Genomic DNA, 23,300 nt, shown 5'->3' on the forward strand with positions numbered 1-23,300 from the left:
ACAGCAGAGGAAAGAACATGAAGCCGCAAGATGTGCACCGGCTCTTCGCCGAATACCTCAAGGACCGGGACCTCGACGGGTTGGGTTCCCTGTTCGATGACCATGCCGTCTTCATACCGGGAGCGGGACACGAGCCGGTCCGCGGCAGGGAAAGCATCAAGAAAGCGCTGAAGCCCTACCTCGACTCACCCGGCACCATGGAAATGGGGGCTACGTCAGTCCACCAGAACGGCGACTTGGCCATGGTCGAGGCGAGATGGCGGATCACCGGCGAGGACGGCATCACCGAAGGAAAGGCGCTTGAGGTAATGAAGAGGACGAGCGCGGGAAACTGGGTATACGTCATCGACAACCCCTACAGCGTCTGAGGGTCGTCGACCCGGCGGGTGCAGCGCATGCTGCACCCGCCTGAAGACGAAGGCGCCGCTCAGCTCAAGCGGGCCCGCAGCAGGCAGAATTCATTGCCCTCGGGGTCGGACAGAACATGCCAGGGCTCATCGCCGCTCTGGCCGACGTCGGCCGGCCGCGCCCCGAGTTTCAGGAGGCGTTCGAGTTCGGCGTCCTGGTCGCGGTCGGTGGCGTTGACGTCGAAATGCAGCCGCAACTGCCCCGTCCTGGGCTCGGCGGCGGGCACGAAGACCAGGGTCGGCTGCAATCCGCCGAACCCTTCCCGTGGTCCGATCTCCACCGCGCCGCCGTCATCGGGATCGAGCACGACGAAGTCCAGCACCTCGCACCAGAACGCCGCCAGCCCTTGCGGGTCCCGGGCGGGAATTATCAGTTCGGAAATGCGACAGGCCATGGCCAGACCCTACGGGGCATCAACTGCGTCCGGGTAGACCTGTGCTGGCTTTCGCTGGGCGAACAGCCGGGCGCAGATCGGGCCAGTGGCCGCTATGCAGGATCACGCGATGATTGCCCAAGGCTTCCCGGGCGGAAGGCTGCGTCCGGGGCCAAGACTTCACCGTCTCGGACATCCACATCGGGGAAGACGCCGCCGAAGATGCCGGCATGGGCCGTGCGGTAGGGCATCGCTTCCGGGTAGCGCAGGCGCAACGTGGCAGCCCGCATGTGGAGCGTGTCGACGGTGGGTCCGCCCACGGCCTTGCGCACCTGCTTGCTCCCTTCCCGCGACCAGATGTTCAGGCTGGTGAGCCGGAGCAGCGGCCTGTCCTGCTCATCGAGCAGGGCCAGCCAGTCCCGCGCGCTGATTGTTACCGACGTCGAGGTGCGGGGCGTAGAGCACCGTGGCGATGTCCCCGCGGGAATGCGGAGCTCCCTGCCGAGGATGCCGCGGTGCCGGACCTCCTTCTCCGTCACGGTGACGCTGCACGGACGGCCGATACGAGCCAGGACGAGGACGCACACGAGCGCCGTGACCGCGGCGACGAGCAGGTCGACCGACCCCAGCCAGAGCCCGGCAGGCAGACCGGCCACCACGAGGACGCCCGCCACGGCCCAGTGGTACCGCGTCGAGGCCCCTGAGTTGCCCGGCGCCTTCGAGGTTGACGGTGCCCCGTTTGTCAGTGGCTTCCGGCAGAATTTAGAGAGGGGGCGGCGACCAACAGCAGGAGAACAACAATGGCGAGTGGTGGTTTCAAGGTCAACAAGCAAGGCATCAGGAGGATGATGCGAGAGATCCAGCGCGAGATGGACAAGCACCCGGTCACGGCGAAGGTCGAGTCAGACACCTCGGGAGTGTCTTTCGGCGGCAACAACATCTTCAACGGGCCCGTGATCCACGGAGACGTCAACGGTGCCCAGCTCGCCTGGGGTAACGCAGTTGCCCATCAGACACAGAGCCAGCAGCAGATCGCGCCCGGATTCGAAGCTATCGCTCAGGCCGTGGTCGACGCCCTGCGCGAACTGCCCGCGATGGGTGTCTCCGAGGAAGACCTCGAAGATGCAGCCACCGCCGGTGAAGAGGTCCTGAACGAGGTCGTCCAGGCGGAACCGGACCGTGGAAGGATCCGCCGCGCGGTGGCAGCGTTGAAGGGGTACTTCGCGCCCATTGCCACCGGCGCGGTAACCGCCGCCGCTGCCGCTGGCTCCGAAGAGTCGGCTCGGACTGTCATCGAACGTCTCAGCGCCGCTCTCTAGCGCCGAGAGTCCGCATAGCCAGAACCCCTGGGATTCGATCACTTCGTCGATCAGTTCCAGGGGAATGGTCGCTTTTGCTGGGACCGGACAGCCGGCTTCGCCGGTGAAGCCTCCGCCCCCACCCCGACACAACCACTTTTGCTAGCACCCGCTTGCAATAGTTAGCACGATGCCGCACCATCGGGGTATGGCATCACTCAACGTCGGCAACCTCGGCGAGTTCCTGCGGGAGCAGCGGCGCAATGCGCAGCTCAGCCTGCGGCAGCTCGCGGATGCCGCCGGGGTGTCCAACCCGTATCTCAGTCAGATCGAGCGCGGGCTGCGCAAGCCGAGCGCGGACATCCTGCAGCAGCTGGCCAAGGCGCTGCGGATCTCCGCCGAGACGCTGTACGTGCAGGCCGGGATCCTCGACGAGCGGAAGGTGGACGGGGTCGAGGTGCACACCGCGATCCTCACCGATCCGGCGCTGACCGAGCAGCAGAAGCAGGTGCTGCTGCAGATCTACGAGTCCTTCCGCAAGGAGAACGGACACGGGAGCGGGAGCGGCGGCACGCCCGCCGCGGACGCCCGAGAGGCCGACGGTGACCCGCACGCCACCTGAGCGACCGACCACCGATTCCAGGAGGAACCACGCCATGGCCATCACCGACGACGTCCGCAAGGCGCTGACCGACCCGACTCCGCTGTACGCCATCGCCGGCACCGTGGACTTCGCCGCCGAGAAGGCCAAGGAGATCCCGGGCCTGGTCGAGAAGATCCGCGAGGAGGCCCCCAAGCGGTTCGAGGCCGTCCGCAACACCGACCCGAAGACCGTCCAGGACCGCGTCAGCAAGGAGGCGAAGGAGGCGCAGGACTGGATCACCCGGCAGCTGAGCCTGCTCGACGCCGACTTCAAGAAGCTGAGCCAGCAGACGCAGGACCTCGTGCTCCAGGGCGTGGGCCGGGCGGCCGAGGCCGCCGTCAAGGCGCGTGAGGGCTACGAGGAGATGGCCGAGCGCGGCCGCAACGCGGTGCAGACGTGGCGGTCCGAGACCGCCGAGGCCACCGAGGACCTGGCGGTCGCGATCGAGCCGGAGCCCAAGCAGGAGCCCGTGACGGAGCCCGGCTCCGAGGGCGTGGCGGCTTCCGACGAGGCGAGCGGCACCGACGCGAAGGCGGCTGCCGCCAAGAAGACCGCCGCCACGAAGAAGACGACGGCCAAGAAGACCACGCCGTCGAGCGAGACCGGCAAGTAACGCATCCGGCGGCCGCGGGCCGGGCACGCGCCGCGTGTCCGGCCCGTTCTCCGGGTACGGTGGGGCGGCGACGGACCGAGTCGAACGGGTGGTGGCAGTGCTGATCTACGGATTCCAGAACGTGCTGAGCTGGGTGCAGCTGGCCCTGGCCGTGTACGCCGCCGCGATGCTCGTGGACGCGGCCGTACGGCGCGAGGACGCCTACCGGGCCGCCGACAAGCAGACCAAGGGCATGTGGCTGATCTTCCTGGTGATCGCCACGGCGCTGCTGTTCCTGCTGCCGCTGATGTCGTTCCTGCCGATCATCGGGCTGATCGCGGTGATCGTCTACACGGTCGACGTACGGCCAGCGGTCAAGGGGGTCTCCGGCGGCCGGGGCCCGCGCCGCGGCGGCGGGTCGAGTTCGGACGGGCCGTACGGGCCGTTCAACGGGCGGTAGAAAGGTTTCGGCCCCGGTCCCGGCCCTGGCCCCGGCCGCGGCCCCGACTCCGGCCCTGGCCACGGCCGCGACAGAGCCCGTACGTCAGCTCCGCACCCGTCCCCGGTCCAGCAGGAGTACGGCCACATCGTCCGTCAGTTCCCCGCCGTTGAGGTTCCGCACCTCCGTGACCGCCGCGTCGAGCAGCTGCTCGCCCCGTAGTCCGGCGGCCATCTGACGGCCCACCAGTTCGGCCATGCCTTCCTGGCCGAGGCGTTCCCTGCCCTCGCCGATGCGGCCTTCGATCAGGCCGTCCGTGTACATCATCAGGCTCCAGGAGCCGCCCAGCACGACCTGGCGGCGCGGCCAGCGGGCGCGCGGCAGCAGGCCGAGGGCCGGGCCGCCTTCCTCGTACGGGAGCAGTCGCGGCGCGCCGCCGGAGCGGGCCAGCAGGGGCGCGGGGTGGCCGGCCAGGCAGACACCGGCGTGGCGCCCGTCCGGCGCTATGTCCACCAGGCACAGCGTCGCGAAGATCTCGTCGTCGGCGCGCTCGTTCTCCAGGACCTTCTGGAGGGTGGACAGCAGCGCGTCACCGCACAGGCCGGCGAAGGTCAACGCGCGCCAGGCGATGCGCAGTTCCACGCCGAGGGCGGCCTCGTCGGGGCCGTGGCCGCAGACGTCGCCGATCATCGCGTGGACCGTGCCGTCGGGCGTGCGCACCGTGTCGTAGAAGTCGCCGCCGAGCAGCGCGCGGCTGCGGCCGGGGCGGTAGCGGGCCGCGAAGCGCAGGTCGGAGCCGTCCAGGAGGGGTGTGGGCAGCAGTCCGCGCTCCAGGCGCCGGTTCTCCTGGGCCAGGATCCGGGATTCGGTGAGCTGGCGCTGCGCGAGGTCGGCGCGCTTGCGCTCGACGGCGTACCGCACGGCCCGGCTGAGCACCGAACCGTCCAGCTCGTCGCGGAAGAGGTAGTCCTGCGCGCCGACGCGGACCGCCTCGGCGCCCCGCTCGGCGTCGGCCTCGGCGGTCAGGACGAGGACGGCGTGGGCGGGGGCCATCCGCAGGACCGCGCGCAGGGCGCCCAGTTCGTCGCGTCCGCCGCCCTCCTCCGGCGCGGGGCCGTCCCGGTCCGCGCGTTCCGGCGCGCCCTCCGGGGCCAGATCGAGCAGGATGCAGTGCACGTCGTCGGTGAGCAGCCGCTCGGCCTCGGTGAGGTTACGGGCCGTACGGACGCGGACCCGGCGGCCTTCCCAGTCCCGCATCTCGGGCACCGAGCTGGAGGGGTCCTCGCCGATGAGCAGCAGGGTCAGCCCGCCGTCACCGGGACGGGCGGGGATGGCCGGGGATGCCGTGGGAGAAGGGGCGTCGGCAGGGGCATCGGTTCCGGGGGCGGGGGATTCCGTCGAGGCCGGGGCCTCCGCGGCGGCCGTGGGGGTGTCCGCCGGCTCCGCCGCCGCCCCGTCCGCGCGCGCCGCGTCGTCGCGTGCGTCGCCCGCCGGCGCTGCCTCGTGCGGCAGCACGGCCGTCCGCTGGCGCGGTATCGGTACGGACATGCTCTGCTTCCTTCCCTCCCCCGAGGGTGCGCGGGCCCGCCGAACGGCGCGCCACTGTGCCCGGTTCCGCCGCCGCCCGGCGGTCGGTCCGGGCGGTGCGCCACCGGGCACCGAAACGCGACCATAGCGCTAGCGCCGAGGGCTGCGGAATGGCCGACGGCACCCCGCCGTTGGCATATGCCGTCCGCCACAGGCGGTTTGACCTGGGAAAGGATGACTGCGGAATGACGAACATCACCTCGTGAACGGCACGTCAGCCCTCCACGCACCGTGACGAAACGCACGTGTGTGTCACGCTCTGTAGAGGACAGTGAACCGTACCGCCCTACGGGGACAAGTGAACCGTGCCCCTACGGAGACAAGTGAACCGTGTCGCCCTACGGGGACAGGGGCGGGGTCGCGGCGCTCTCCGCACGGCCCCGCTCGCCCCGCTCGCCCCGCCCCGCGCCCGTCACTTGTCGGGCCGCACGACCCCGAGGATCGGCATCGACCCGGCACCGGCGAGCGTGACCTGCCGTCCCGGGCGCGGCGCGTGCACGATCGCGCCGTCGCCGACGTACATGCCGACGTGGCTCGCGTCGCCGTAGTAGATGATCAGGTCACCGGGGCGCATGTCCTTGATGTCGATACGCGGCAGCTGCCGCCACTGCTCCTGCGAGGTACGGGGAACGGCCTTGCCGGCCGCCTCCCAGGCGCGCATGGTCAGCCCGGAGCAGTCGAAGGTGTCCGGGCCCTCGGCGCCCCACACGTAGTCCTTGCCGATCTGCGCCGTCGCGTACGCCACGGCCTTCTTGCCGGCCGCCGAGGCATGGGCGTTGATGTCCTTCAGGACACCGGAATCCAGCCATTTCTGCTGTTCCAGCAGAGCCCGCGCGTCCTCCAGCTTCCGCAGCCGCTCCTTCTCCTCGGCGGCCAGCCGGGATTCCAGCTCCTGCGCCGCTTCGACCTTCTTGCGGATGTCGAGCTGCGCGGCCTCCTTCTTCCGGCGGTTCTCCTCCAGCCGCTCCCAGCGGTCGGTGGCGTCCTGCGAGTAGCCCTCCAAGGCGGATTTGGTGCGTCCGAGCTGAGCGATCAGGTCGTTGGCGGCGTGCTGGCTCTTGCGTACCAGCGTGGCGTCGTCGAGGAAGCGCTCGGGGTCCTTGTTGAGCATCAGGCGGGCCTCGGCGGGAATGCCGCCGCCCCGGTACTGCGCGCTGGCCAGCGCGCCCGCCTGGCGCTTGAGGTCGTCCATCCGCCGCTGCGTCCGGTCGATGTTCTGCGCCAGCTTGACGATCTCCTTCTGCTGGAGATCCACCTGCTCCTTCGCCGCGTTGTACGCCTCGGTGGCCTGCTCCGCCGCGCGGTAGAGGTTCTCCAGCTGGGTGCGGACCTCCTCCAGGCGCTTTTCGGACACGGTCGGCGCGGGGTCCGCGTACGCGGTCGGCGCCGTCCCGGCGAGCATCCCCGTCACGCCCAGCACCACGGCCGTCGCCGCCACCACGGCGCCCCGCAGCCCCCGCGCGCCCGGCCGGCTCCCCGTACCCCACCGCCTCGGCGCACCGGTCCGCAGCGCCGTGCCCGTCGCCCCCGCCGTGCCCTTGGCGCTCCGTACATCCCGTATGCCGTACACACCGCGAATACCCCGCCCTGCCCCCTGCCGCCCCACCAGCCACCTCCGGCTTGATCCGCACCGATTCGTGCACCCCTACAGGCGCGGATGCTGCCATACCGACGGGTAATCCGACAGGGCGACGCCGAGGATTCCGGGCAGTACGAACGCCGCCCCCAGCTGTCGGCCGAGGTTCACCCCACGTTCACTCTCCTCCATCGGCAGCTTCACCTGATCTGCCTAATTTCGGCCGTACCGAGCGGCGCGCCACTCCTTCGGGGCGAGCGCGGCACGGCATTGCTGGGCCACCGGGCAACCGGTTCCGGCGGCCCTTGTTCCACCGCTCCGGCCGCCGCACAGTGACCGGCATCGGGTCGCCCTCCAGGTGACCCCTGGGGTCACCGTCCCGGTGACCACACCTGTCTCCACCGCACGCCGAAGAAGCGGCGCGCCCCAGGAAGGAACTCACGACAGTGAAGCAGCTGCAGCGCAAGAACCGGGTTCGCGCCCTCGCCGTCGGCGCTCTCGCCGTCACCGGTGCCCTGACCCTGTCGGCGTGCGGCTCCGACGACACCAGTGGTGGCGGCGGTGCGGCGTCGGCAGCGAAGACCGGCAACATCAAGTGCGAGGGCAAGGGCAAGCTGCTCGCCTCCGGCTCCTCCGCGCAGAAGAACGCCATGGACGCCTGGGTGCAGGCGTACGCGGGCGCCTGCAAGGACACCAGCATCAACTACCAGCCCACCGGCTCCGGCGCGGGCATCACCACCTTCCTCCAGGGCCAGACCGCCTTCGCGGGCTCCGACTCGGCGCTCAAGCCCGAGGAGGTCGAGAAGTCCAAGAAGATCTGCAAGGGCGGCCAGGCGGTCAACCTGCCGATGGTCGGCGGCCCGATCGCGGTCGGCTACAACGTGCCCGGCGTGGACAGCCTCGTCCTGGACGCCCCGACCCTCGCCAAGATCTTCGACTCGGAGATCACCAAGTGGAACGACGAGGCGATCAAGAGGCTGAACCCCGAGGCGAAGCTGCCGGACCTGAAGATCCAGGCGTTCCACCGCTCGGACGACTCCGGCACCACCGACAACTTCACCAAGTACCTCAAGGGCGCGGCGCCCGACGCCTGGAAGCACGAGCCGGCCAAGACGTGGGCGGGCAAGGGCGGCCAGGCCGCGTCCGGTTCGGCCGGCGTGTCCTCGCAGGTGAAGCAGACCAGCGGCGCGATCTCCTACTTCGAGCTGTCGTACGCCACGGCCGGCAAGATCAGCACGGTGAAGCTGAACACCGGCGCCAAGGCCCCGGTCGAGGCCACCGTCGACAACGCCTCCAAGGCCATCGCCGAGGCCAAGCAGGTCGGCCAGGGCAGCGACCTGGCCCTGAAGCTGAACTACACCACCAAGGCCGAGGACGCCTACCCGATCACCCTCGTCACGTACGAGATCGCCTGCGACAAGGGCAACAAGGCGGAGACGCTGCCCGCCACCAAGTCCTTCCTGACCTACATCTCCAGCAAGGACGGCCAGAACGCCCTGAAGGAACTGGGCTACGCGCCGCTGCCGACCGAGATCGCCGAGAAGGTCCGCTCGGCCGTCTCCGCGCTCTCCTGACCCACCGGGCGGCGGCCCGCGCACCCAGGCCCTGTCGGACCTGGCGCCGGCCGCCGCCCGTCCGGTGCACCGCCGCGCCAGGAGCCCCCGCCGGGCTCCGCAGACCGGAGAAACCATGAATTCAGCACCCTCGATATCCAGCGCCCCACCACCGTCCGCGCCGCCCGCCTCCTCGGTGTCCGGCAAGGCGGTACGCCCCGGAGACCGGATCTTCCTCGGCCTCTCCCGCGGCTCCGGCATCGCCCTCCTGGTGATCATGGCCGCCATCGCGGCCTTCCTCACCGTCCGCTCGGTGATCGCCATCTCCGGTGACCACGCGAACTTCCTGACCTTCTTCGAGTGGAACACCTCGGGCCCCGAGCCGAAGTTCGGCATCGCGGTCCTCGCCTTCGGCACCGTCGTCAGCTCGGTGATCGCGATGGTCATCGCGGTCCCGGTCGCGGTCGGCATCGCGCTGTTCATCTCGCACTACGCGCCGCGCAGGCTGGCCTCCCCGCTCGGCTACGTCATCGACCTGCTCGCCGCGGTGCCCAGCATCATCTACGGCCTGTGGGGCGCCCTCTTCCTCGTCCCGCACCTGACCGGCCTCTACAGCTGGCTGGACGACTACCTCGGCTGGACCGGGATCTTCTCCTACGACGACCAGGCCCCCCGCGCGCTGTTCACCGTCGGCATCCTGCTCGCGATCATGATCCTGCCGATCGTGACCAGCGTCAGCCGCGAGGTCTTCCTCCAGGCTCCGAAGATGCACGAGGAGGCCGCGCTCGCGCTCGGCGCGACCCGCTGGGAAGTCATCCGCATGTCGGTGCTGCCGTTCGGCCGCTCCGGCGTCATCAGCGCCTCGATGCTCGGCCTGGGCCGCGCGCTCGGCGAGACGATGGCCGTGGCCACCGTGCTGTCCCCGGGCTTCCTGATCAACGTCAGCCTGCTCAACCCGGGCGGCGGCACCTTCGCGCAGAACATCGCCAGCAAGTTCAGCGAGGCCGACGAGTTCGGGCAGGACGCCCTGATCGCCTCCGGCCTCGTCCTCTTCGTCATCACGCTGCTCGTCAACGGCGCGGCCCGCCTGATCATCGCCCGCCGCAAGGAGTACTCGGGGGCCAACGCATGAGTAACACGGTCACCACCCGGCGGCCGGTCGCCGACAGCGCCCCGCTCCCGGTCTCCCTCAAGCAGCCCCGGCTGCCCCGCTGGGCTCCGGCCGCCATCGCCGTGGCCGCGGTCGCCGTGGGCTGCGGCATCGGCCTGGTCGCCGGCCTCGAAAGCCGCATCCAGTGGGGGCTGATCGGCGCGCTGCTGTTCATCCTCGGTACGTACGTGCTCGCCGCCGCCGTCGAAGGCGTACGGCAGGCCAAGGACCGCCTCGCCACCAGCCTGGTGTGGATCTGCTTCGTCCTGGCCGTGGTCCCGCTGGCCTCCCTCATCTGGGAGACCGTCGTGCGCGGCATCAAGGTCCTCGACGGCTACTTCCTCAGCCACTCGATGGGCACCCTGCCCGACGCGCTGCCCGGCGGCGGCATCTACCACGCGATCATCGGCACCCTCCAGCAGGTCGGCCTCGCCGCCCTGATCGCCGCGCCGATCGGCCTGCTCACCGCCATCTACCTGGTCGAGTACGGGCGCGGCAGGCTCGCCAAGGCCGTCACCTTCTTCGTCGACGTGATGACCGGCATCCCCTCGATCGTCGCCGGCCTGTTCATCCTCTCGGTGTGGATCCTGATCCTCGGCTTCGGCCCGTCCGGCTTCGCCGGCGCGATGGCTTTGGCCATCCTGATGATGCCGGTGGTGGTCCGCTCCACCGAGGAGATGCTCAAGCTGGTGCCCAACGAGCTGCGCGAGGCGTCGCTGGCCCTCGGCGTACCGAAGTGGCGCACCATCCTCAAGGTGGTCCTGCCGACCTCGATCGGCGGCATCACCACCGGCCTGATGCTGGCCGTCGCCCGTATCACCGGTGAGACCGCGCCCGTCCTGCTGCTCGTCTGGGGCGCGAAGACGATCAACAACAACCCCTTCGAAGGCGCCCAGCAGTCACTGCCGCTGTATGTGTTCCAGCAGTGGCAGCAGGGCTCCGACGCCTCCTACGACCGCGCCTGGGCCGCGGCCCTGGTGCTCATCGCCTTCGTCATGATCCTCAACCTGGTGGCCCGCGGCATCGCCCGCTGGAAGGCCCCCAAGACCGGCCGCTGACCTTCCCCAGCGCACGAAAGAAGCAGTGATTTCCATGGCCAAGCGAATCGACGTCAGCGGCCTCTCCGCCTACTACGGCAGCCACAAGGCCATCGACGACATCTCCATGACCGTCGAGCCCCGCTCGGTGACCGCCTTCATCGGCCCCTCGGGCTGCGGCAAGTCGACGTTCCTGCGCACCCTGAACCGGATGCACGAGGTCACCCCCGGCGGCCGCGTCGAGGGCAAGGTGCTGCTGGACGACGAGAACCTGTACGGCAGCGGCGTGGACCCGGTGGCGGTGCGCCGTACCGTCGGCATGGTCTTCCAGCGCCCGAACCCGTTCCCCACCATGTCGATCTTCGACAACGTGGCGGCGGGCCTGCGGCTGAACGGCTCGTACAAGAAGTCCGAGCTGAACGACGTGGTGGAGAAGTCCCTCAAGGGCGCCAACCTCTGGAACGAGGTCAAGGACCGGCTGAACAAGCCCGGCTCGGGCCTGTCCGGCGGCCAGCAGCAGCGGCTGTGCATCGCCCGCGCCATCGCGGTCGAGCCGCAGGTGCTGCTGATGGACGAGCCGTGCTCGGCGCTCGACCCGATCTCCACCCTCGCCATCGAGGATCTGATCGGCGAGCTGAAGGAACGGTTCACGATCGTCATCGTCACGCACAACATGCAGCAGGCGGCGCGCGTCTCGGACCGTACGGCCTTCTTCAACCTGGCCGCCGTCGGGCAGCCCGGCAAGCTGGTCGAGATCGACGACACCGAGCGGATCTTCTCCAATCCGTCGGTCCAGGCCACGGAGGACTACATCTCCGGCCGCTTCGGCTGACCGGCCCCGCGCGTCCCGCGCCGACCGGCCCCGTACGTCCTGCGGTGCTGCATGGCGGTGCCACCGCAAGGACGAGGGCCCGCCCTCCGGTTCCGGAGGGCGGGCCCACACGTGCGTACGGCCCGCGGGCCGCGTCACGTCATGCGAACACGAGGTGGACGCACCAGTAGCTCAGGGCGGCCACCGCCGCGCCGGCGGGCATGGTGATGAACCAGCCCATGACGATGTTCTTGGCGACGCCCCAGCGCACCGCGCGGGTGCCCTTGGTCGAGCCCACACCCATGATCGCCGAGGTGATGACGTGGGTGGTGGAGATCGGCGCGTGGAACATGAACGAGGCGGTGTACATGACGGACGCCGCGGTCGTCTCGGCCGCGAAGCCCTGCGGCGGGTCCAGTTCGATGATCCGCCGGCCGAGCGTGCGCATGATGCGCCAGCCGCCCGCGTACGTGCCCAGCGACAGGGTCAGCGCACAGGCGATCTTCACCCAGACCGGGATGGCGTCGCCCGCGCTCTGGACGTCCGCGATGACCAGCGCCATCACCACGATGCCCATGGTCTTCTGGGCGTCCTGGAGGCCGTGCCCGAGCGCCATGCCGGCCGCCGAGACCGTCTGCGCGATACGGAAGCCGCGCTTGGCCTTGTGCGGGTTGGACTTCCGGAACAGCCACATGATCAAGACCATCACGAGATAGCCGAGGACCAGGCCGATCACGGGCGAGAGGAACATCGGGACGACGATCTTCTCTATGACGCCCGACCAGTAGACGGTCGTACCGCCCGCCAGCGCGGCGCCCACCATGCCGCCGAAGAGCGCGTGCGAGGACGACGACGGCAGTCCGAAGTACCAGGTGACCAGGTTCCAGACCACCGCGCCGACCAGGGCCGCGAAGAGGATGCCCATCCCCTTGGAGCCCTCGGGCGTGGAGATCAGCCCCTCGCTGACCGTCTTGGCGACCCCACTGCCCAGGAAGGCGCCGGCGAGGTTCATCACCGCGGCCATCGCCAGCGCCGCCCGCGGGGTCAGCGCCCGCGTGGAGACCGAGGTCGCGATGGCGTTCGCGGAGTCGTGGAAGCCGTTGGTGTACGTGAAGCCGAGCGCGACCCCGATGGTCACGATGAGCGCGAAGGTGTCCACCGGAGGTCAGGACTCCTTGACCGCGATCGTCTCGACCGTATTGGCGACATGCTCGAAGGCGTCGGCCGCCTCTTCCAGGATGTCCACGATCTGCTTGAGCTTGAGCACCTCGATGGCGTCGTACTTGCCGTTGAACAGGTGCGCGAGCAACTTGCGGTGGATCTGGTCGGCCTGGTTCTCCAGACGGTTGACCTCGATCCAGTACTCGGTGAGGTTGGACATCGTCCGCAGGTTCGGCATCGCCTCGGCGGTCAGCTCCGCCGCCCGCGCCAGCACCTCGATCTGCTGCTCGACGCCCTTGGGCAGCTCCTCGATGCTGTAGAGGACGACCAGATCGACGGCCTCCTCCATGAAGTCCATGATGTCGTCCAGCTTCGAGGCGAGGTTGTAGATGTCCTCGCGGTCGAACGGCGTGATGAACGAGGAGTTCAGCTGGTGGAAGATCGCGTGGGTCGCGTCGTCCCCCGCGTGCTCCGCCGCCCGCATCCTCTCGGCGATCTCTGTCCGCGCGGAGGCGTCCGCCCCGAGCAGTTCCATCAGGAGCTTGGAGCCCGTGACGATGTTGTCCGCGGACGCGGCGAACATGTCGTAGAAGCTCGTCTCCCTGGGGGTCAGACGAAAGCGCACGTGAAATCCTCGGGGTGCATCGGATTCGGTCGAGTTGATGCTAGGCGCATCATCCAGCCACAGCTAACCGGCATTCCTTCAGTGTCGCCCATCGGGCAGCATGCTCTGCACGGGGGACCGCCCGCGCCCGCGAATTTCTGTAACATATACCCGCTAGGGGTATATGGACCGCCTACGTACCACGGGAGATGGCCATGACGACCACGGACGCCGACACCGACGGCAGCACCGCAGCCGCCGCGGCCTGCCACGCCGAGGGGCCGAAAACCGCCTTCCGGCCGGACCCCGACGCCGTCACGGACCACGATCTGGGCATCCACGGCTACGCGCAGCAGAAGGACGCGCACCTCAAGAGGCTGCGCCGGATCGAGGGCCAGATCCGCGGCCTCCAGCGCATGCTGGAGGAAGATGTGTACTGCATCGATATACTCACCCAGGTCTCGGCGAGTACGAAGGGCCTGCAGTCCTTCGGTCTCCAGCTCCTGGAGGAGCACCTGCGGCACTGCGTCGCCGACGCCGCCGTCAAGGGGCCCGAGGCCATCGACGAGAAGGTCAAGGAAGCCACCAAGGCGATCGAGCGGATGCTGCGCACCTGAGAAGGGCCGCCGGGCGCCCGCTTCCGCGCTCCGGCCGCCCGGCCGCGGGTGCCGGGCGCACGGCCGCCGCGCGCCGCCGCGCACGGTGCCGCCGCCCCGTCACGTACGGCTGCCGGGCCCTGGCCCCGGCCGCGCGCGGTCCGCGTCCACGTCCAGCACCTCGTCGATACGGTCCGAGCTGAGCCGATCCTCGCTCGCGGCGGCCGCCGCGATCATCAACTCACCAGTCAGGTCGATCTCGACGAGGGCCACGTGGTCCTGAACCGTCGAGTTGCGGTGTCCGGCCACGTACAACACCTCCTCCTTCGAGCGCCTCCCCACTCTTCTGGTGGTTACGCCCAGCGTAGGTACGGGCGCACGCTCCGCGCATGGCACGGACGGACCATTTCCGCCGGTTCGCACACACCGTGGCCATCCGCCGGCGGCCCCGGTGGAGGCCGCTTCCGCCGGCCGGCGGATCTCAGCCGCCGTCGGCGGTGACCCGGCCCGTGTAGATGTCGCGCCGGTCGGGCAGCCGGACCGGGACCGGCGCGCCGAAGCCGTGCAGGGTGGTGGTGGAGGTCACCGACGTCCCGCCCGTGGTGCCGTTGGCGAAGCGGAAGCGCTGGCGGACCTTGCGCGGCCGCCCGGCATCGTCCAGATACGCGTCGAAGGCCACCACGTCGGTGGTGAAGCCTTTCTCCGCCGCGGTCAGCGCGGGCCGGAACCCGGGGGACGCCGCCCGCGCGGCCGAGCCGATGTGTGTGGTCCCGCTGAAGTGCCGCACCCAGGCGCCGTCCAGCCGCTCCCGGCCCTCGTACGTCACCTCGCGCACCCCGCGCAGCAGCTCGGCGGCGGCCATCGGGTCGGTCGCGCCGCCGGTGACGAGGTTGCCGTCGGCGAGCGAGGCGGTGTCCACCCGCACCCACTTGTCGGCGGGCACCCCCGCACCGCGGTTCTTCATGTAGAGGGCGCCCGGCGTGAGGATCTCCGTGATCGTGCGGTCCGCGCCGCGGCCGTCGCCGGTGTCCGGAAGGCGTACGTTCAGCTGCCCGGTGCGCTTGCGGTAGTCGTGGCCGCCGATGCCACGGATGGCGATGCGGGTGCCGCCGCTGGTGGTCTCCAGGTCCGTGCGTACGCGGGAGGAGCCGGCCCGGACCAGGGCGTCGGCGCAGGCGCGCAGGGCCGCCGCGTAGTCCGTACGGCCGGCGGGGGACCCGGCGGCGGACGGGCCCGCCGGGTCCGGCTCGCCGGTGGACGAACGGGCGCCCGGCGGGCGGGCACGGTCGGTGAAGGGCAGCCCGGCCGCGGACCCGCCCACCGGGCCGTCTGCGAAGCGGCCGGCCGAGGTCTGGTCGTCGGCCGCCGCCCCGTTCGAGGAGCAGCCCGTCGTGAACAGCGCGACCGCCAGCCCCACCCCGCACGCGGCGGCCGCGACAGCGCCGCCTCGCCTGTCCTGCACCACCATCGCGTACGAGCCCCCTCGGCCGCTCTGCTCGTGAAGTTCCGGACCGAGATGTTCCGGTTGCCCCGGAGCAGCCCGACCCGTTCCGTTCAACGACCGTTCAGGCCGCTTCGTCACGCCCGTACACCTGCGGCGCGTACCGTGGCGCCGTGCACGACCGAGCCTCGGCAGAGCAGATACCGCAGTCCTCAGGGCCCGTACCGGAGTCCGCGGGGCCGCCCGGCCACCGGACCACCACCGTCGAACGGGGTTCCTTCTGCCTGGCCCGCTGCAGCTGCGGCTGGCACGGCCCGGCCCGCCGGGCCCGCTCCCAGGCGCGTACGGACGCGGAGCGGCACCTCGCGACGGGGTGAGCGCCGGCCTTCGCGGCCGGGCCCGCCGCGGCCCGCCCGAACACCCGTAGGTCACGCCCTGGAACCTCCCGCGCCTCCCGCCCCATCTGGGTAGAGGGAAGTCATCCACGGCGCGCGGACCCCCACGGGGTCCCAAAAGGGGCAGTTCACGATGAAGCGGCGCACGATTCTGGCAGCCGGCGGTGGGCTCACGGCGACGGCTTTCGCCGCGGCCTGCGGCGGCGGTTCCGGCCACGCGAGCCCGCCGGGCACCGGCCCGTCGCCCGGCGGCGTCAGCCTGACAGCGGGGTCGCAGGCCGCCAAGCGCCCGGCAGACAAGGCGTCTTGGGCGGCGCTGCGCAAGAGCCTGGACGGCAAGCTGATCCAGGCCGGCGACGCCGCGTACGACACCGCCCGGCGCCTGTACAACACCCGCTTCGACAACCTGAAGCCCGCGGCCGTGGCGTATGTGCGCCATCCGGCCGACATAGCCGAGTGCCTGTCCTTCGCCCGCCGCTACGCCGCCCCCGTCGCGATACGCAACGGGGGTCATTCGTACGCCGGTTGGTCCAGCGGCAACGGCGCGCTGATCGTCGACGTGTCGGCCCTGAACTCGGTCTCCGCGCCGTCCGGCGGCGTCACCCGGATCGGCGCCGGCGCCAAGCTCATCGAGGTCTACGAGGGCCTGGGCAAGCACAACGTCACCATCCCCGGCGGTTCCTGCCCGTCCGTCGGCATATCCGGCCTCACCCTCGGCGGCGGCCACGGCGTGGCGTCCCGCGCGTACGGCCTGACCTGCGACAGCCTGGTCGGGGCCAGCCTCGTCACGGCCGACGGCAAGACCGTGGAGTGCGACGCCGAGCGCAACAGCGACCTCTTCTGGGCGCTGCGCGGCGCGGGCAACGGCAACTTCGGCGTCGTCACCGAACTCCGCTTCAAGACCCACGCCGCGCCCCGCTCGGTCATGGCGTACCTGACCTGGCCCTGGTCCAAGGCCACCGCCGTGCTGCGCTCCTGGCAGGAGTGGGGCCCCGCCCAGCCCGGCGAAATATGGTCGTCACTGCACCTGGACGCCCACCCCGGCGGCACCCCTTCCGTCGCCGTCGCGGCGTTCTCCCTGGGTTCGTACGGCGACCTCCAGAACGCCGTGGACCAGCTGGCCGACCGGGCGGGCGGCCCCGGCCCCGCGAAGTCGGTGCGCCTGACGCCGACCTCGTACCTGGACGCGATGGAGTCGTACGCGGGCTGCGCCTCGAAGAGCACCGAGCAGTGCCACCTGCCGGGCGCCGTCCCCGGGCGAAGCGCCTCCGGCACCCTCGCCCGCGAAACGTACGCCGCCCGCTCCGACTTCTTCGACCGCTCGCTCGACGCGGCCGGTATGCGGGCCCTGCTGGGCCAGATCGAGGCGGCGAGCCGCAAGGGCGTGGCGGGCAACGCGTCGCTGACCGCGCTGGGCGGCGCGATCAACCGGGCGCGCCCCACGGACACCGCCTTCGTGCACCGCCGCTCGCGCTTCCTCGCGCAGTACCTGGCGTCCTGGAAGGCGGGCGGTTCCGGCTCCGCGCAGAGCGCGTGGCTGACGAGCGTGCACGGCGCGATGCGGCGGTACGCGTCGGGCGCGGCGTACCAGAACTACACGGACGCGGCGCTGACCGACTGGAAGAAGGCGTACTACGGCCCGGCCGCGGACCGGCTCACCAAGCTGAAGCAGCAGTACGACCCGAACGGGCTGTTCAGGACGTTTCCGCAGGCGTTGTGAGCGAGACCTCCTATGTCAGGAGTTTGACACCAACAGAGGGCATCCATACAGTCCTCGATGTCAAACTCCTGACATGAGGAACGCTGGGAGCACCCGCCATGAGCACCCCCACCACCACGATCTCCCCCGACGCCGACCTGATCACCCTGGTGAACGTCTTCACCGTCGCGCCCGAACGGCAGACCGAGCTCGCCGACGCCCTCGACCGGGCGACCCGCGACGTGTTCCTCGCCGTGCCCGGCTTCGTCTCCGCGAACCTGCACGTCAGCCTGGACGGCCGGCGCGTCGTCAACTACGCGCAGTGGGCCGGTGAGGAGCTGTACAAGGAAGCACTGCAGCGCACCGACGTCCGCGGGCACATCACCGAAGTGGCGGCGATCGCGGAGGCATTCGACCCGACCCTCGTACGGGTCCGTTCGGTCCACCACCCCCACGGGCAGCAGGCGTGACCGCCCACCGGCCGCTGTCCGGCCGCACCGCCCTGATCACCGGCGGCAGCCGGGGCATCGGCGCGGCAGGCGCCGGAGCTCTCGCCGCCATGGGCGCCACCGTGATCGTCACCTACCGCAGCGCCCGCGCGGCCGCCGACGATCTGGCACGCCGCCTCCAGTCGGAGCACGAGGTCCCGGTCCACGCGGTCCCCTTCGATCTGACCGCGCCCGAGACGGCCCCCGAGAGCGCCGGCGGACTGATCGAGGCTGTCGCCCGGATCACCACCGGAGTCGACATCCTCGTCGCCAACGCCGCCGCTCCCTACCCGCGCGCTCCCCTCCTCGAACTGCCGGCGCAGCAGCTGGCCGCCAAGGTCGGCCAGGACATCGCCGCCACGCACCGGCTGGTCACGGCCCTGGCCCTGGGCATGCTCGAACGGGGATACGGCCGGATGATCCTGATCGGGTCCCTCCACGCCGAGGGCCCCTGCGCTCCCGGAATGACCGCGAACGGCGTCAGCAAGGCCGCGCTGGCCGCGTACGCCCGTTACGCCGCCGACGAGCTCACCGGGCCGGGAGTCACCGTCAACGTCGTCCACCCCGGCTATGTCGCCACCGAAGCCAGCAGCCACCTCCCGCCCGCGATCCCGACGGCGCTGGCCGCGCTGACGCCCAGCGGCCGGACCGGGGCCCCCGACGACATCGCCGGCGTGATCGGGATGCTGACCCGCGACGAGGCCGCGTTCCTCAACGGCGCCTGCATCCCCGTCGCCGGCGGCCTCAACCAGCCGGTTGCCTTCCGCCGCCTGAACCTGTGAACCGACCGCCGTCATGCAGCGGGGGGAGGACCGGGCCGTGGCCCGCTCCTCCCCCCGCTGCGTGTGACGCCCTCGCCTACGCCGCCAGGTCCTCGTCCCGCTCCGCGTGGGACACCGGCGGTACGGCCGTCACCGGCCCGGACACCGCGCGGGGTGCCGGGCCACCGGTCCGGATGAGCCACCAGCCGGGCGAGCGGCCCACCGCGGTCGCCACCGGCACCAGCAGCGCCAGCGCCACCGGCGCGAGCAGCAGCGCGACCGCCGTGCCGAGCGCGAAGCCGCCGATCACGTCGGTCGGGTAGTGCACGCCCATGTAGACCCGGCAGAACCCCTCCAGCAGCGCGAGCCCGATCCCGATCAGGCCGTACTTGCGGTGGGCGATGAACAGGCCGACGCCGACCGCCATGGTCAGCGTCGCGTGGTCGCTGACGAACGAGAAGTCGCTCTTGCCCGGGATGAGCACTTCCAGGCCCGCGTGGTCCTTGAACGGCCGGGGCCGCTCCACCACCGCCCGGATCGGGATGTTGGCCAGCAGCGCCATACCGGCCGCCAGCGGCGCCCAGACCAGGCCCGCGACGGCGGACGGCGCGTCCGGCCGCTTGCGGGCGGCCCACCAGGCGATCAGGCACAGCACCGCGAGCCCGGCGATGATGCCGTACTCGCCGATGTACTCCATGGCGCGGTTCAGCCAGTGCGGTGCGTCCTTCGCGAGGCCGTTGATGCCGTCGAGCACGTCCACATCGGGGTTCGACCCGTCCATTGCGAGTCCAGCCATCTGCCGCGGCCCCTTACCTTTCGCGCGCGCGAGCGCCGTGTGAGTGCTGCCAACCCCCGTGGTCGTCGGGCGTGGCCGGTTTTCCACGGCCCCGCCATGTCTCCACGTCCAGGAAACGCGATGCGCATCCGAGCCGTTCCACCTTCTACCGGATGATCACCAGGACGTTACCGAAGAGAGACTGATGTCCGCAGTTCAGGGCCCCATGTTCACGCAGCGTTCGCGCTGGGCAGCGCTTTCGCGCCATCCTCGGTCACCCGGGTCGCGCCGATGTAGTCCGGCTTGTCGATCTTGTCGAACCGGATCACCGCACCGGTGTAGGGCGCGTTGATCATGTACCCGCCGCCCACGTAGATCCCCACGTGATGGATGGAGCGCGGGTCGTTCAGGTTGTGCGCGAAGAACACCAGGTCCCCCGGCAGCAGCTCGTCCCGCTTCGGATGCGGCCCGGCGTTCCACTGGTCGTTGGCGACGCGCGGCAGCTCGATCCCCACCGTGTGGTACGCCGCCTTCGTCAGCCCCGAGCAGTCGAAGCGCCCGTTGTCCTCCGGTGTGCCGTTGCCGCCCCACAGGTACGGTTTGCCCAGTTGCTCCTGGGCGAAGTAGATGGCGGAGGCGGCCTGCCGGGACGGCGCGACCCGCCCCACCGGCGCCTCGAAGCTCTTCGCGAGGGTCGTGATGATCCGTACGTAGTTCTGCGTCTCGCTGATCGCCGGCACCCCGCCCGCCTTGATGACGCGGTACGCGCCCGCGTTGTACGCCGCGAGCATGTTGTGCGCGGGATTGCCGGGCACGTCCTTGACGTACTTCGCCAGCTCGCAGTCGTACGACGCCGCCGACGGGATCGCGTCCGCCGGGTCCCACACGTCCCGCCGGCCGTCCCCGTTCCCGTCCACGCCGTGCGTCTGCCACGTGCCGGGGATGAACTGGGCGATGCCCTGCGCCGCCGCCGGGCTCTGCGCCCGGGGGTTCCAGCCGCTCTCCTGGTAGAGCTGCGCGGCGAGAAGCGCCGGGTTGATGGCGGGGCAGAGGTTGCCCCACTTCTGCACCAGCGGCTGGTACGCGGCCGGCACGGCGCCCTTCGCCAGCCCCACGGCCCGCCCCGCGCCGCCCGCCAGGCCCGCGGCGGCGGAGTACACGCCCACCACGAGCAGCGCGAGGAAACAGAGCACCAGCCCGACCCCGAGCCCACCCGCCACCCAGTATTTGCGCACCCCACAACCCTCCCCCAAACGGGCGGGTTTCACCGCCGTTTTGGGCATGTACCTCGCCACACCGGGCCGTACCGGCCCGATTCCGCGCCCCCGACGGCCGCCCGGGGCTCGCGCCCCCGCCCCGCTTCACTCCCCCAGCTCGAACCAGACCGACTTCCCGCGCCCCGGCCCGTGGCGGCACACCCCCCACTCGCCCGCGCACGCGCCGACCAGGTACAGCCCCCGGCCGCCCACCGCGTCACCCGCGGGCCACCGCCTGACCGGCAGGCCCGGCGCCCCGTCGTGCACCAGCACCCGCAGGGTGGCCGGCGCGGGCCACTCCCCGTAGAGCGTCACCGGCTCCGAACAGCCACTGCTGCGGCAGGCGTTGACGGCATTCGTCACCACCTCGGAGGTCAGCAGCAGCGCGGCGTCCGCCAGGTCCGACCGCCCGGCGGCCCGCAAGGCCGTTCCGACCGCGTCCCTGGCCGTACGCACCCACCCCGGATCCGGCGGAAAGACGAGCGAGAAGTCGCACAGCGTGTGCGACGGGTGTGCGGCCTCGGTGGTGGGACACATGGCGTGGCCTCCTCGGGTCACGGGGTGGTCCGGTGGCATCGAAGCTAGGGACGCGGTTGAAGTAGTTGCAACTGAGTCCCTGCAATCTCCCTCGGACGAGTGGCAGCCCGCCCCAACCGTGCCCCTTTGCCACGAGATCGCGCCAAACTGCGGCCCGACACCGAGGAGGAACCCATGGCTCCCAGAACCCGGCCCAGCGAGCGCCAACGGCGCCTGGGCGCCGAGCTGCGCAAACTGCGTCTCGCCGCGGGCCTCTCCGGCGACCAGGCAGCCGTTGTGATCGACGCCGACCGCCAGCGCGTGAGCCACATCGAGACCGGCCGCGTCGACGTCCCCCGCAACGGCCTCTACAACCTCCTGCGCTCCTACGGCTGCGCGGAGGGGCCGCTGTTCGAGGGGTTGATGGCGATGGCACAGGATCGGGGGAGGGGGTGGTGGGACACATATCGCGGCGTGCTGGGGCAGCCCGCCCTCGACCTCGCCGAACTGGAGGCCGGCGCCACGCGCGTCCGTATGCACGAGTCGTCAGCCGTACCCGGCATGCTCCAGACCGCCGACTACGCGCGGGCCATGTGCGTGATGGCGGCGGACGAAGTCGCGGACGAAACTCTCGACCGTGGCGTGGAATTCCGCCTGGCCCGCCAGCGCCTCATCGAACAGGAGCCGGGCACGCCCTACCACGCGGTGATTCACGAGGGCGCGCTGCACACCCTGGTCGGCAGCGCCGAGGTCATGCGCGGACAGTTGCGCCGACTCATCGAAGTGGCGCGTCTGCCACACGTCACCGTGCAGGTCTTCCCGTTCTCCGCCGGTGGCTTCTCGGCCTACAGCCGCCCCTTCGCTCTCTTCAGCGGTCCGACGCGGGAACTCGACACGGTCAGGCTGGAGCAGCCGCTCGGCTCCGTTCTGCTCCACGACCACCAGTACGTCGGCAGGTACTCCGCGATCTTCACGAAGCTGACCGAACTGGCGCTGCCGCCTGTTGACCCCGATGCGAGGCCCGAGTCTCATGAGGGCCGGGACTCCCTGACCTTGATCCATCACCTCATGTACGCCATGCAGTAAGGAATCACCATGCCGCAGCTGATCTGGCAGAAGTCGTCGTTCAGCACACATGCCCAGGATGACTGCTTAGAGGTGGCGGCCCCGACCGGCGGGCCGGTCCTCTACCGTGAGAGCGACCACCCCCGCGCGGTCGGGCGGGCCACCGCCCCCGGCTGGGCCGCGTTCCTCCGGGCCGTCAAGGCCGACCGCTGCGCGCCCGGCCGCCGCTGACCGGCCCTCAGCCCGACGAAGGAAGCCATGCCTCCCACCCCGCCCATCCCCGCCGACCTCGACTGGCAGAAGGCCACGGACGACGAGAGCGCGCCCGAGTACATCGAGGTCGCCTTCGGGGACGACGACCACGTCTACCTGCGGACGAACACCGAGCCGGACAACGTCGTGGTGACGACGCGCGTCAAGTGGGACGCGTTCGTCCTCGGGGTGAAAGCCGGTGAGTTCGACCACTTCGTGGGGCTTTAGGGGCGATTGCCTGAGGTGATCGGCCGTGATACACACGGTCACGTCGATGGGCCCCGGAGCGCCGCGCGTCCCCGTATGCACGCAATCCCCACGGGATCCGTCAAAGAAAGCCGCCAAGTCGACATGCGATGGCGGTTTTGTCAGCGAAGATAGAGGCCGGCCCGCACCGTGTGGCGCGGGTTGCGCAACCACGCATCAGGGGCGGTGAGTTCATACATGTACTTGGCGGCCGAAAAGGGCGACATCACCACCATCATTGGCGGAATCGCCCCGAACTGGGGTCCGTTCGGGACACTGGGCAACGAAGCACGCGTGATGATCGAAGTGGTCATGGCAGTAGCGATTCTGCTCTGCCTGGGCATCGCGATCTGGGGCGCGGCCAAGCAGCGCATCGGCGCCACCGCGCTGCGCGACACGTTCAGTGCCGAACAGGGCAAGGGCCTGATCGTCGCGGGCCTGACCGGGGTCTTCATCATCGGCTCGCTGGGCACGCTGTTCACGATCGTGTACGGGATGGCCGTGTAGCCCGCCGTACCGCCCGGGCCGCCGGGCCGCGGGACGCCGGTGCCGCGGCGCCCGCCGCCGCCCGGCCGGCC

Annotated in this window: 31 protein-coding genes; 18 read left to right on the forward strand and 13 right to left on the reverse strand. The window is 70.6% G+C overall.

The annotated features are described in order from the left end of the window. Positions 1-17 precede the first annotated feature (17 nt). The gene (locus IH45_RS0102685) at positions 18-368 is read left to right on the forward strand and encodes a YybH family protein (RefSeq protein WP_030660597.1); all 351 of its coding nucleotides are present in this window, start codon (positions 18-20) and stop codon (positions 366-368) included. Between the two features lie 59 nt (positions 369-427). On the opposite strand, the gene IH45_RS0102690 is transcribed toward IH45_RS0102685, so the two are convergent. Together IH45_RS0102690 and IH45_RS0102695 are read right to left on the reverse strand one after the other, a co-directional pair. Continuing rightward, positions 428-802, reverse strand: a complete 375-nt coding sequence (locus IH45_RS0102690) for a VOC family protein (protein ID WP_030660601.1) — start codon at positions 800-802, stop codon at positions 428-430. Positions 803-894: 92 nt separating this feature from the next. Then, on the reverse strand, positions 895-1,455 hold the full coding sequence (locus IH45_RS0102695) for a hypothetical protein (RefSeq protein WP_030660604.1): 561 nt from the start codon (positions 1,453-1,455) through the stop codon (positions 895-897). A gap of 126 nt (positions 1,456-1,581) precedes the next feature. Between IH45_RS0102695 and IH45_RS0102700 the strand changes: the two genes are divergently transcribed. The 4 genes from IH45_RS0102700 (at position 1,582) to IH45_RS0102715 (ending at position 3,774) form a co-directional block, all read left to right on the forward strand. Next, complete coding sequence (locus tag IH45_RS0102700) at positions 1,582-2,100, forward strand: hypothetical protein (RefSeq protein WP_030660607.1); 519 nt, start codon at positions 1,582-1,584, stop codon at positions 2,098-2,100. A gap of 187 nt (positions 2,101-2,287) precedes the next feature. Beyond that, positions 2,288-2,701 (forward strand): helix-turn-helix domain-containing protein, encoded by a 414-nt coding sequence (locus tag IH45_RS0102705; RefSeq protein ID WP_030660611.1) that lies wholly within the window; start codon positions 2,288-2,290, stop codon positions 2,699-2,701. 34 nt (positions 2,702-2,735) lie between these two features. After that, positions 2,736-3,335: a hypothetical protein gene (locus IH45_RS0102710; protein ID WP_030660615.1), complete on the forward strand. Its 600-nt coding sequence runs from the start codon at positions 2,736-2,738 to the stop codon at positions 3,333-3,335. A 97-nt stretch (positions 3,336-3,432) separates the two neighbouring features. Beyond that, complete coding sequence (locus IH45_RS0102715) at positions 3,433-3,774, forward strand: DUF2516 family protein (RefSeq protein ID WP_030660617.1); 342 nt, start codon at positions 3,433-3,435, stop codon at positions 3,772-3,774. Positions 3,775-3,858: 84 nt separating this feature from the next. On the opposite strand, the gene IH45_RS0102720 is transcribed toward IH45_RS0102715, so the two are convergent. From IH45_RS0102720 to IH45_RS1000000150570, 3 genes are all read right to left on the reverse strand, one after another. Beyond that, positions 3,859-5,301, reverse strand: a complete 1,443-nt coding sequence (locus IH45_RS0102720) for a PP2C family protein-serine/threonine phosphatase (RefSeq protein WP_030660620.1) — start codon at positions 5,299-5,301, stop codon at positions 3,859-3,861. Positions 5,302-5,752: 451 nt separating this feature from the next. Then, a complete protein-coding gene (locus IH45_RS0102725; protein WP_030660622.1) occupies positions 5,753-6,778 on the reverse strand; it encodes a C40 family peptidase in 1,026 nt (341 codons plus the stop codon). A gap of 207 nt (positions 6,779-6,985) precedes the next feature. Next, a complete protein-coding gene (locus IH45_RS1000000150570; RefSeq protein ID WP_267885116.1) occupies positions 6,986-7,108 on the reverse strand; it encodes a hypothetical protein in 123 nt (40 codons plus the stop codon). A 254-nt stretch (positions 7,109-7,362) separates the two neighbouring features. Here IH45_RS1000000150570 and pstS point away from each other — a divergent pair, with 254 nt between their 5' ends. From pstS to pstB, 4 genes are all read left to right on the forward strand, one after another. Beyond that, entirely contained in the window at positions 7,363-8,490 is a 1,128-nt protein-coding gene (gene pstS / locus IH45_RS0102735) for a phosphate ABC transporter substrate-binding protein PstS (RefSeq protein WP_030660625.1), read from the forward strand. 115 nt (positions 8,491-8,605) lie between these two features. Continuing rightward, a complete protein-coding gene (gene pstC / locus IH45_RS0102740; RefSeq protein ID WP_030660627.1) occupies positions 8,606-9,601 on the forward strand; it encodes a phosphate ABC transporter permease subunit PstC in 996 nt (331 codons plus the stop codon). Further along, a complete protein-coding gene (pstA, locus tag IH45_RS0102745; RefSeq protein WP_030660630.1) occupies positions 9,598-10,677 on the forward strand; it encodes a phosphate ABC transporter permease PstA in 1,080 nt (359 codons plus the stop codon). Before pstC ends, pstA begins: the two co-directional genes overlap by 4 nt. Before the next feature lie 34 nt (positions 10,678-10,711). Then, entirely contained in the window at positions 10,712-11,488 is a 777-nt protein-coding gene (gene pstB / locus IH45_RS0102750) for a phosphate ABC transporter ATP-binding protein PstB (protein WP_030660633.1), read from the forward strand. Positions 11,489-11,627: 139 nt separating this feature from the next. Here pstB and IH45_RS0102755 read toward each other — a convergent pair whose 3' ends face one another. Beyond that, positions 11,628-12,626 carry an inorganic phosphate transporter gene (locus IH45_RS0102755; protein ID WP_030592178.1) on the reverse strand — a complete coding sequence of 333 codons (999 nt, stop codon included), beginning with the start codon at positions 12,624-12,626 and terminating at the stop codon, positions 11,628-11,630. 6 nt (positions 12,627-12,632) lie between these two features. Continuing rightward, on the reverse strand, positions 12,633-13,253 hold the full coding sequence (locus IH45_RS0102760) for a DUF47 domain-containing protein (protein ID WP_003983068.1): 621 nt from the start codon (positions 13,251-13,253) through the stop codon (positions 12,633-12,635). A gap of 194 nt (positions 13,254-13,447) precedes the next feature. Between IH45_RS0102760 and IH45_RS0102765 the strand changes: the two genes are divergently transcribed. Continuing rightward, on the forward strand, positions 13,448-13,849 hold the full coding sequence (locus IH45_RS0102765; protein WP_030660647.1) for a metal-sensitive transcriptional regulator: 402 nt from the start codon (positions 13,448-13,450) through the stop codon (positions 13,847-13,849). 99 nt (positions 13,850-13,948) lie between these two features. Here the strand turns inward: IH45_RS0102765 and IH45_RS0102770 are convergent, their stop codons facing one another. Further along, complete coding sequence (locus tag IH45_RS0102770; RefSeq protein ID WP_030660648.1) at positions 13,949-14,143, reverse strand: hypothetical protein; 195 nt, start codon at positions 14,141-14,143, stop codon at positions 13,949-13,951. Positions 14,144-14,309: 166 nt separating this feature from the next. Beyond that, complete coding sequence (locus tag IH45_RS0102775) at positions 14,310-15,296, reverse strand: SCO4651 family lipoprotein (RefSeq protein ID WP_030660650.1); 987 nt, start codon at positions 15,294-15,296, stop codon at positions 14,310-14,312. 146 nt (positions 15,297-15,442) lie between these two features. On the opposite strand from IH45_RS0102775, the gene IH45_RS1000000146135 reads away from it, so the two are divergent. From IH45_RS1000000146135 to IH45_RS0102790, 4 genes are all read left to right on the forward strand, one after another. Then, on the forward strand, positions 15,443-15,646 hold the full coding sequence (locus IH45_RS1000000146135) for a hypothetical protein (protein WP_078897160.1): 204 nt from the start codon (positions 15,443-15,445) through the stop codon (positions 15,644-15,646). A gap of 151 nt (positions 15,647-15,797) precedes the next feature. Next, on the forward strand, positions 15,798-17,384 hold the full coding sequence (locus IH45_RS0102780) for an FAD-binding oxidoreductase (RefSeq protein WP_030660653.1): 1,587 nt from the start codon (positions 15,798-15,800) through the stop codon (positions 17,382-17,384). 98 nt (positions 17,385-17,482) lie between these two features. Continuing rightward, positions 17,483-17,833, forward strand: coding sequence for an antibiotic biosynthesis monooxygenase family protein (locus tag IH45_RS0102785; RefSeq protein ID WP_030660656.1), 351 nt, complete (start codon positions 17,483-17,485; stop codon positions 17,831-17,833). Next, positions 17,830-18,633: an SDR family oxidoreductase gene (locus IH45_RS0102790; RefSeq protein ID WP_050514473.1), complete on the forward strand. Its 804-nt coding sequence runs from the start codon at positions 17,830-17,832 to the stop codon at positions 18,631-18,633. The genes IH45_RS0102785 and IH45_RS0102790 overlap by 4 nt, the downstream gene beginning before the upstream one ends. 76 nt (positions 18,634-18,709) lie before the next feature. On the opposite strand, the gene IH45_RS0102795 is transcribed toward IH45_RS0102790, so the two are convergent. The 3 genes from IH45_RS0102795 to IH45_RS0102805 form a co-directional block, all read right to left on the reverse strand. Next, entirely contained in the window at positions 18,710-19,408 is a 699-nt protein-coding gene (locus tag IH45_RS0102795; protein WP_030660662.1) for a phosphatase PAP2 family protein, read from the reverse strand. A gap of 209 nt (positions 19,409-19,617) precedes the next feature. Beyond that, entirely contained in the window at positions 19,618-20,622 is a 1,005-nt protein-coding gene (locus IH45_RS0102800) for a C40 family peptidase (RefSeq protein WP_030660664.1), read from the reverse strand. 126 nt (positions 20,623-20,748) lie between these two features. Then, positions 20,749-21,180, reverse strand: a complete 432-nt coding sequence (locus IH45_RS0102805) for an ATP-binding protein (protein WP_030660667.1) — start codon at positions 21,178-21,180, stop codon at positions 20,749-20,751. Positions 21,181-21,354: 174 nt separating this feature from the next. Here IH45_RS0102805 and IH45_RS0102810 point away from each other — a divergent pair, with 174 nt between their 5' ends. Genes IH45_RS0102810 through IH45_RS0102820 form a run of 3 tightly spaced genes read left to right on the forward strand, consistent with a single transcriptional unit; the run spans position 21,355 to position 22,704 of the window. Continuing rightward, positions 21,355-22,245 carry a helix-turn-helix domain-containing protein gene (locus IH45_RS0102810; protein ID WP_030660670.1) on the forward strand — a complete coding sequence of 297 codons (891 nt, stop codon included), beginning with the start codon at positions 21,355-21,357 and terminating at the stop codon, positions 22,243-22,245. 9 nt (positions 22,246-22,254) lie between these two features. Next, on the forward strand, positions 22,255-22,455 hold the full coding sequence (locus tag IH45_RS0102815; protein ID WP_030660673.1) for a DUF397 domain-containing protein: 201 nt from the start codon (positions 22,255-22,257) through the stop codon (positions 22,453-22,455). A 27-nt stretch (positions 22,456-22,482) separates the two neighbouring features. Beyond that, positions 22,483-22,704: a DUF397 domain-containing protein gene (locus tag IH45_RS0102820; RefSeq protein ID WP_030660676.1), complete on the forward strand. Its 222-nt coding sequence runs from the start codon at positions 22,483-22,485 to the stop codon at positions 22,702-22,704. 140 nt (positions 22,705-22,844) lie between these two features. On the opposite strand, the gene IH45_RS1000000149685 is transcribed toward IH45_RS0102820, so the two are convergent. Then, a complete protein-coding gene (locus tag IH45_RS1000000149685) occupies positions 22,845-23,036 on the reverse strand; it encodes a hypothetical protein (protein ID WP_234440407.1) in 192 nt (63 codons plus the stop codon). On the opposite strand from IH45_RS1000000149685, the gene IH45_RS0102825 reads away from it, so the two are divergent. Next, entirely contained in the window at positions 22,969-23,229 is a 261-nt protein-coding gene (locus IH45_RS0102825; RefSeq protein ID WP_234440406.1) for a hypothetical protein, read from the forward strand. The genes IH45_RS1000000149685 and IH45_RS0102825 overlap by 68 nt on opposite strands. Positions 23,230-23,300 lie beyond the last annotated feature (71 nt).

Origin of the sequence: Streptomyces rimosus subsp. rimosus (genome assembly GCF_000720725.1) — a bacterium.
Lineage (GTDB): Bacteria > Actinomycetota > Actinomycetes > Streptomycetales > Streptomycetaceae > Streptomyces > Streptomyces rimosus_A.

Excerpts from the sequence above, each read along its gene's own strand:
- IH45_RS0102810 (WP_030660670.1), top strand. The coding sequence starts at position 21,355 with ATGGCTCCCAGAACCCGGCCCAGCGAGCGCCAACGGCGCCTGGGCGCC.
- IH45_RS0102685 (WP_030660597.1), top strand. The coding sequence starts at position 18 with ATGAAGCCGCAAGATGTGCACCGGCTCTTCGCCGAATACCTCAAGGAC.
- IH45_RS0102720 (WP_030660620.1), bottom strand. The coding sequence starts at position 5,301 with ATGTCCGTACCGATACCGCGCCAGCGGACGGCCGTGCTGCCGCACGAG.
- IH45_RS0102700 (WP_030660607.1), top strand. The coding sequence starts at position 1,582 with ATGGCGAGTGGTGGTTTCAAGGTCAACAAGCAAGGCATCAGGAGGATG.
- IH45_RS1000000149685 (WP_234440407.1), bottom strand. The coding sequence starts at position 23,036 with ATGACCACTTCGATCATCACGCGTGCTTCGTTGCCCAGTGTCCCGAAC.
- IH45_RS0102785 (WP_030660656.1), top strand. The coding sequence starts at position 17,483 with ATGAGCACCCCCACCACCACGATCTCCCCCGACGCCGACCTGATCACC.
- IH45_RS0102765 (WP_030660647.1), top strand. The coding sequence starts at position 13,448 with ATGACGACCACGGACGCCGACACCGACGGCAGCACCGCAGCCGCCGCG.
- IH45_RS0102795 (WP_030660662.1), bottom strand. The coding sequence starts at position 19,408 with ATGGCTGGACTCGCAATGGACGGGTCGAACCCCGATGTGGACGTGCTC.
- IH45_RS1000000150570 (WP_267885116.1), bottom strand. The coding sequence starts at position 7,108 with ATGGAGGAGAGTGAACGTGGGGTGAACCTCGGCCGACAGCTGGGGGCG.
- IH45_RS0102780 (WP_030660653.1), top strand. The coding sequence starts at position 15,798 with ATGAAGCGGCGCACGATTCTGGCAGCCGGCGGTGGGCTCACGGCGACG.
- pstC (WP_030660627.1), top strand. The coding sequence starts at position 8,606 with ATGAATTCAGCACCCTCGATATCCAGCGCCCCACCACCGTCCGCGCCG.
- IH45_RS0102690 (WP_030660601.1), bottom strand. The coding sequence starts at position 802 with ATGGCCTGTCGCATTTCCGAACTGATAATTCCCGCCCGGGACCCGCAA.
- IH45_RS0102710 (WP_030660615.1), top strand. The coding sequence starts at position 2,736 with ATGGCCATCACCGACGACGTCCGCAAGGCGCTGACCGACCCGACTCCG.
- IH45_RS0102820 (WP_030660676.1), top strand. The coding sequence starts at position 22,483 with ATGCCTCCCACCCCGCCCATCCCCGCCGACCTCGACTGGCAGAAGGCC.
- IH45_RS0102805 (WP_030660667.1), bottom strand. The coding sequence starts at position 21,180 with ATGTGTCCCACCACCGAGGCCGCACACCCGTCGCACACGCTGTGCGAC.
- IH45_RS0102775 (WP_030660650.1), bottom strand. The coding sequence starts at position 15,296 with ATGGTGGTGCAGGACAGGCGAGGCGGCGCTGTCGCGGCCGCCGCGTGC.
- pstB (WP_030660633.1), top strand. The coding sequence starts at position 10,712 with ATGGCCAAGCGAATCGACGTCAGCGGCCTCTCCGCCTACTACGGCAGC.
- pstA (WP_030660630.1), top strand. The coding sequence starts at position 9,598 with ATGAGTAACACGGTCACCACCCGGCGGCCGGTCGCCGACAGCGCCCCG.
- IH45_RS0102815 (WP_030660673.1), top strand. The coding sequence starts at position 22,255 with ATGCCGCAGCTGATCTGGCAGAAGTCGTCGTTCAGCACACATGCCCAG.
- IH45_RS0102705 (WP_030660611.1), top strand. The coding sequence starts at position 2,288 with ATGGCATCACTCAACGTCGGCAACCTCGGCGAGTTCCTGCGGGAGCAG.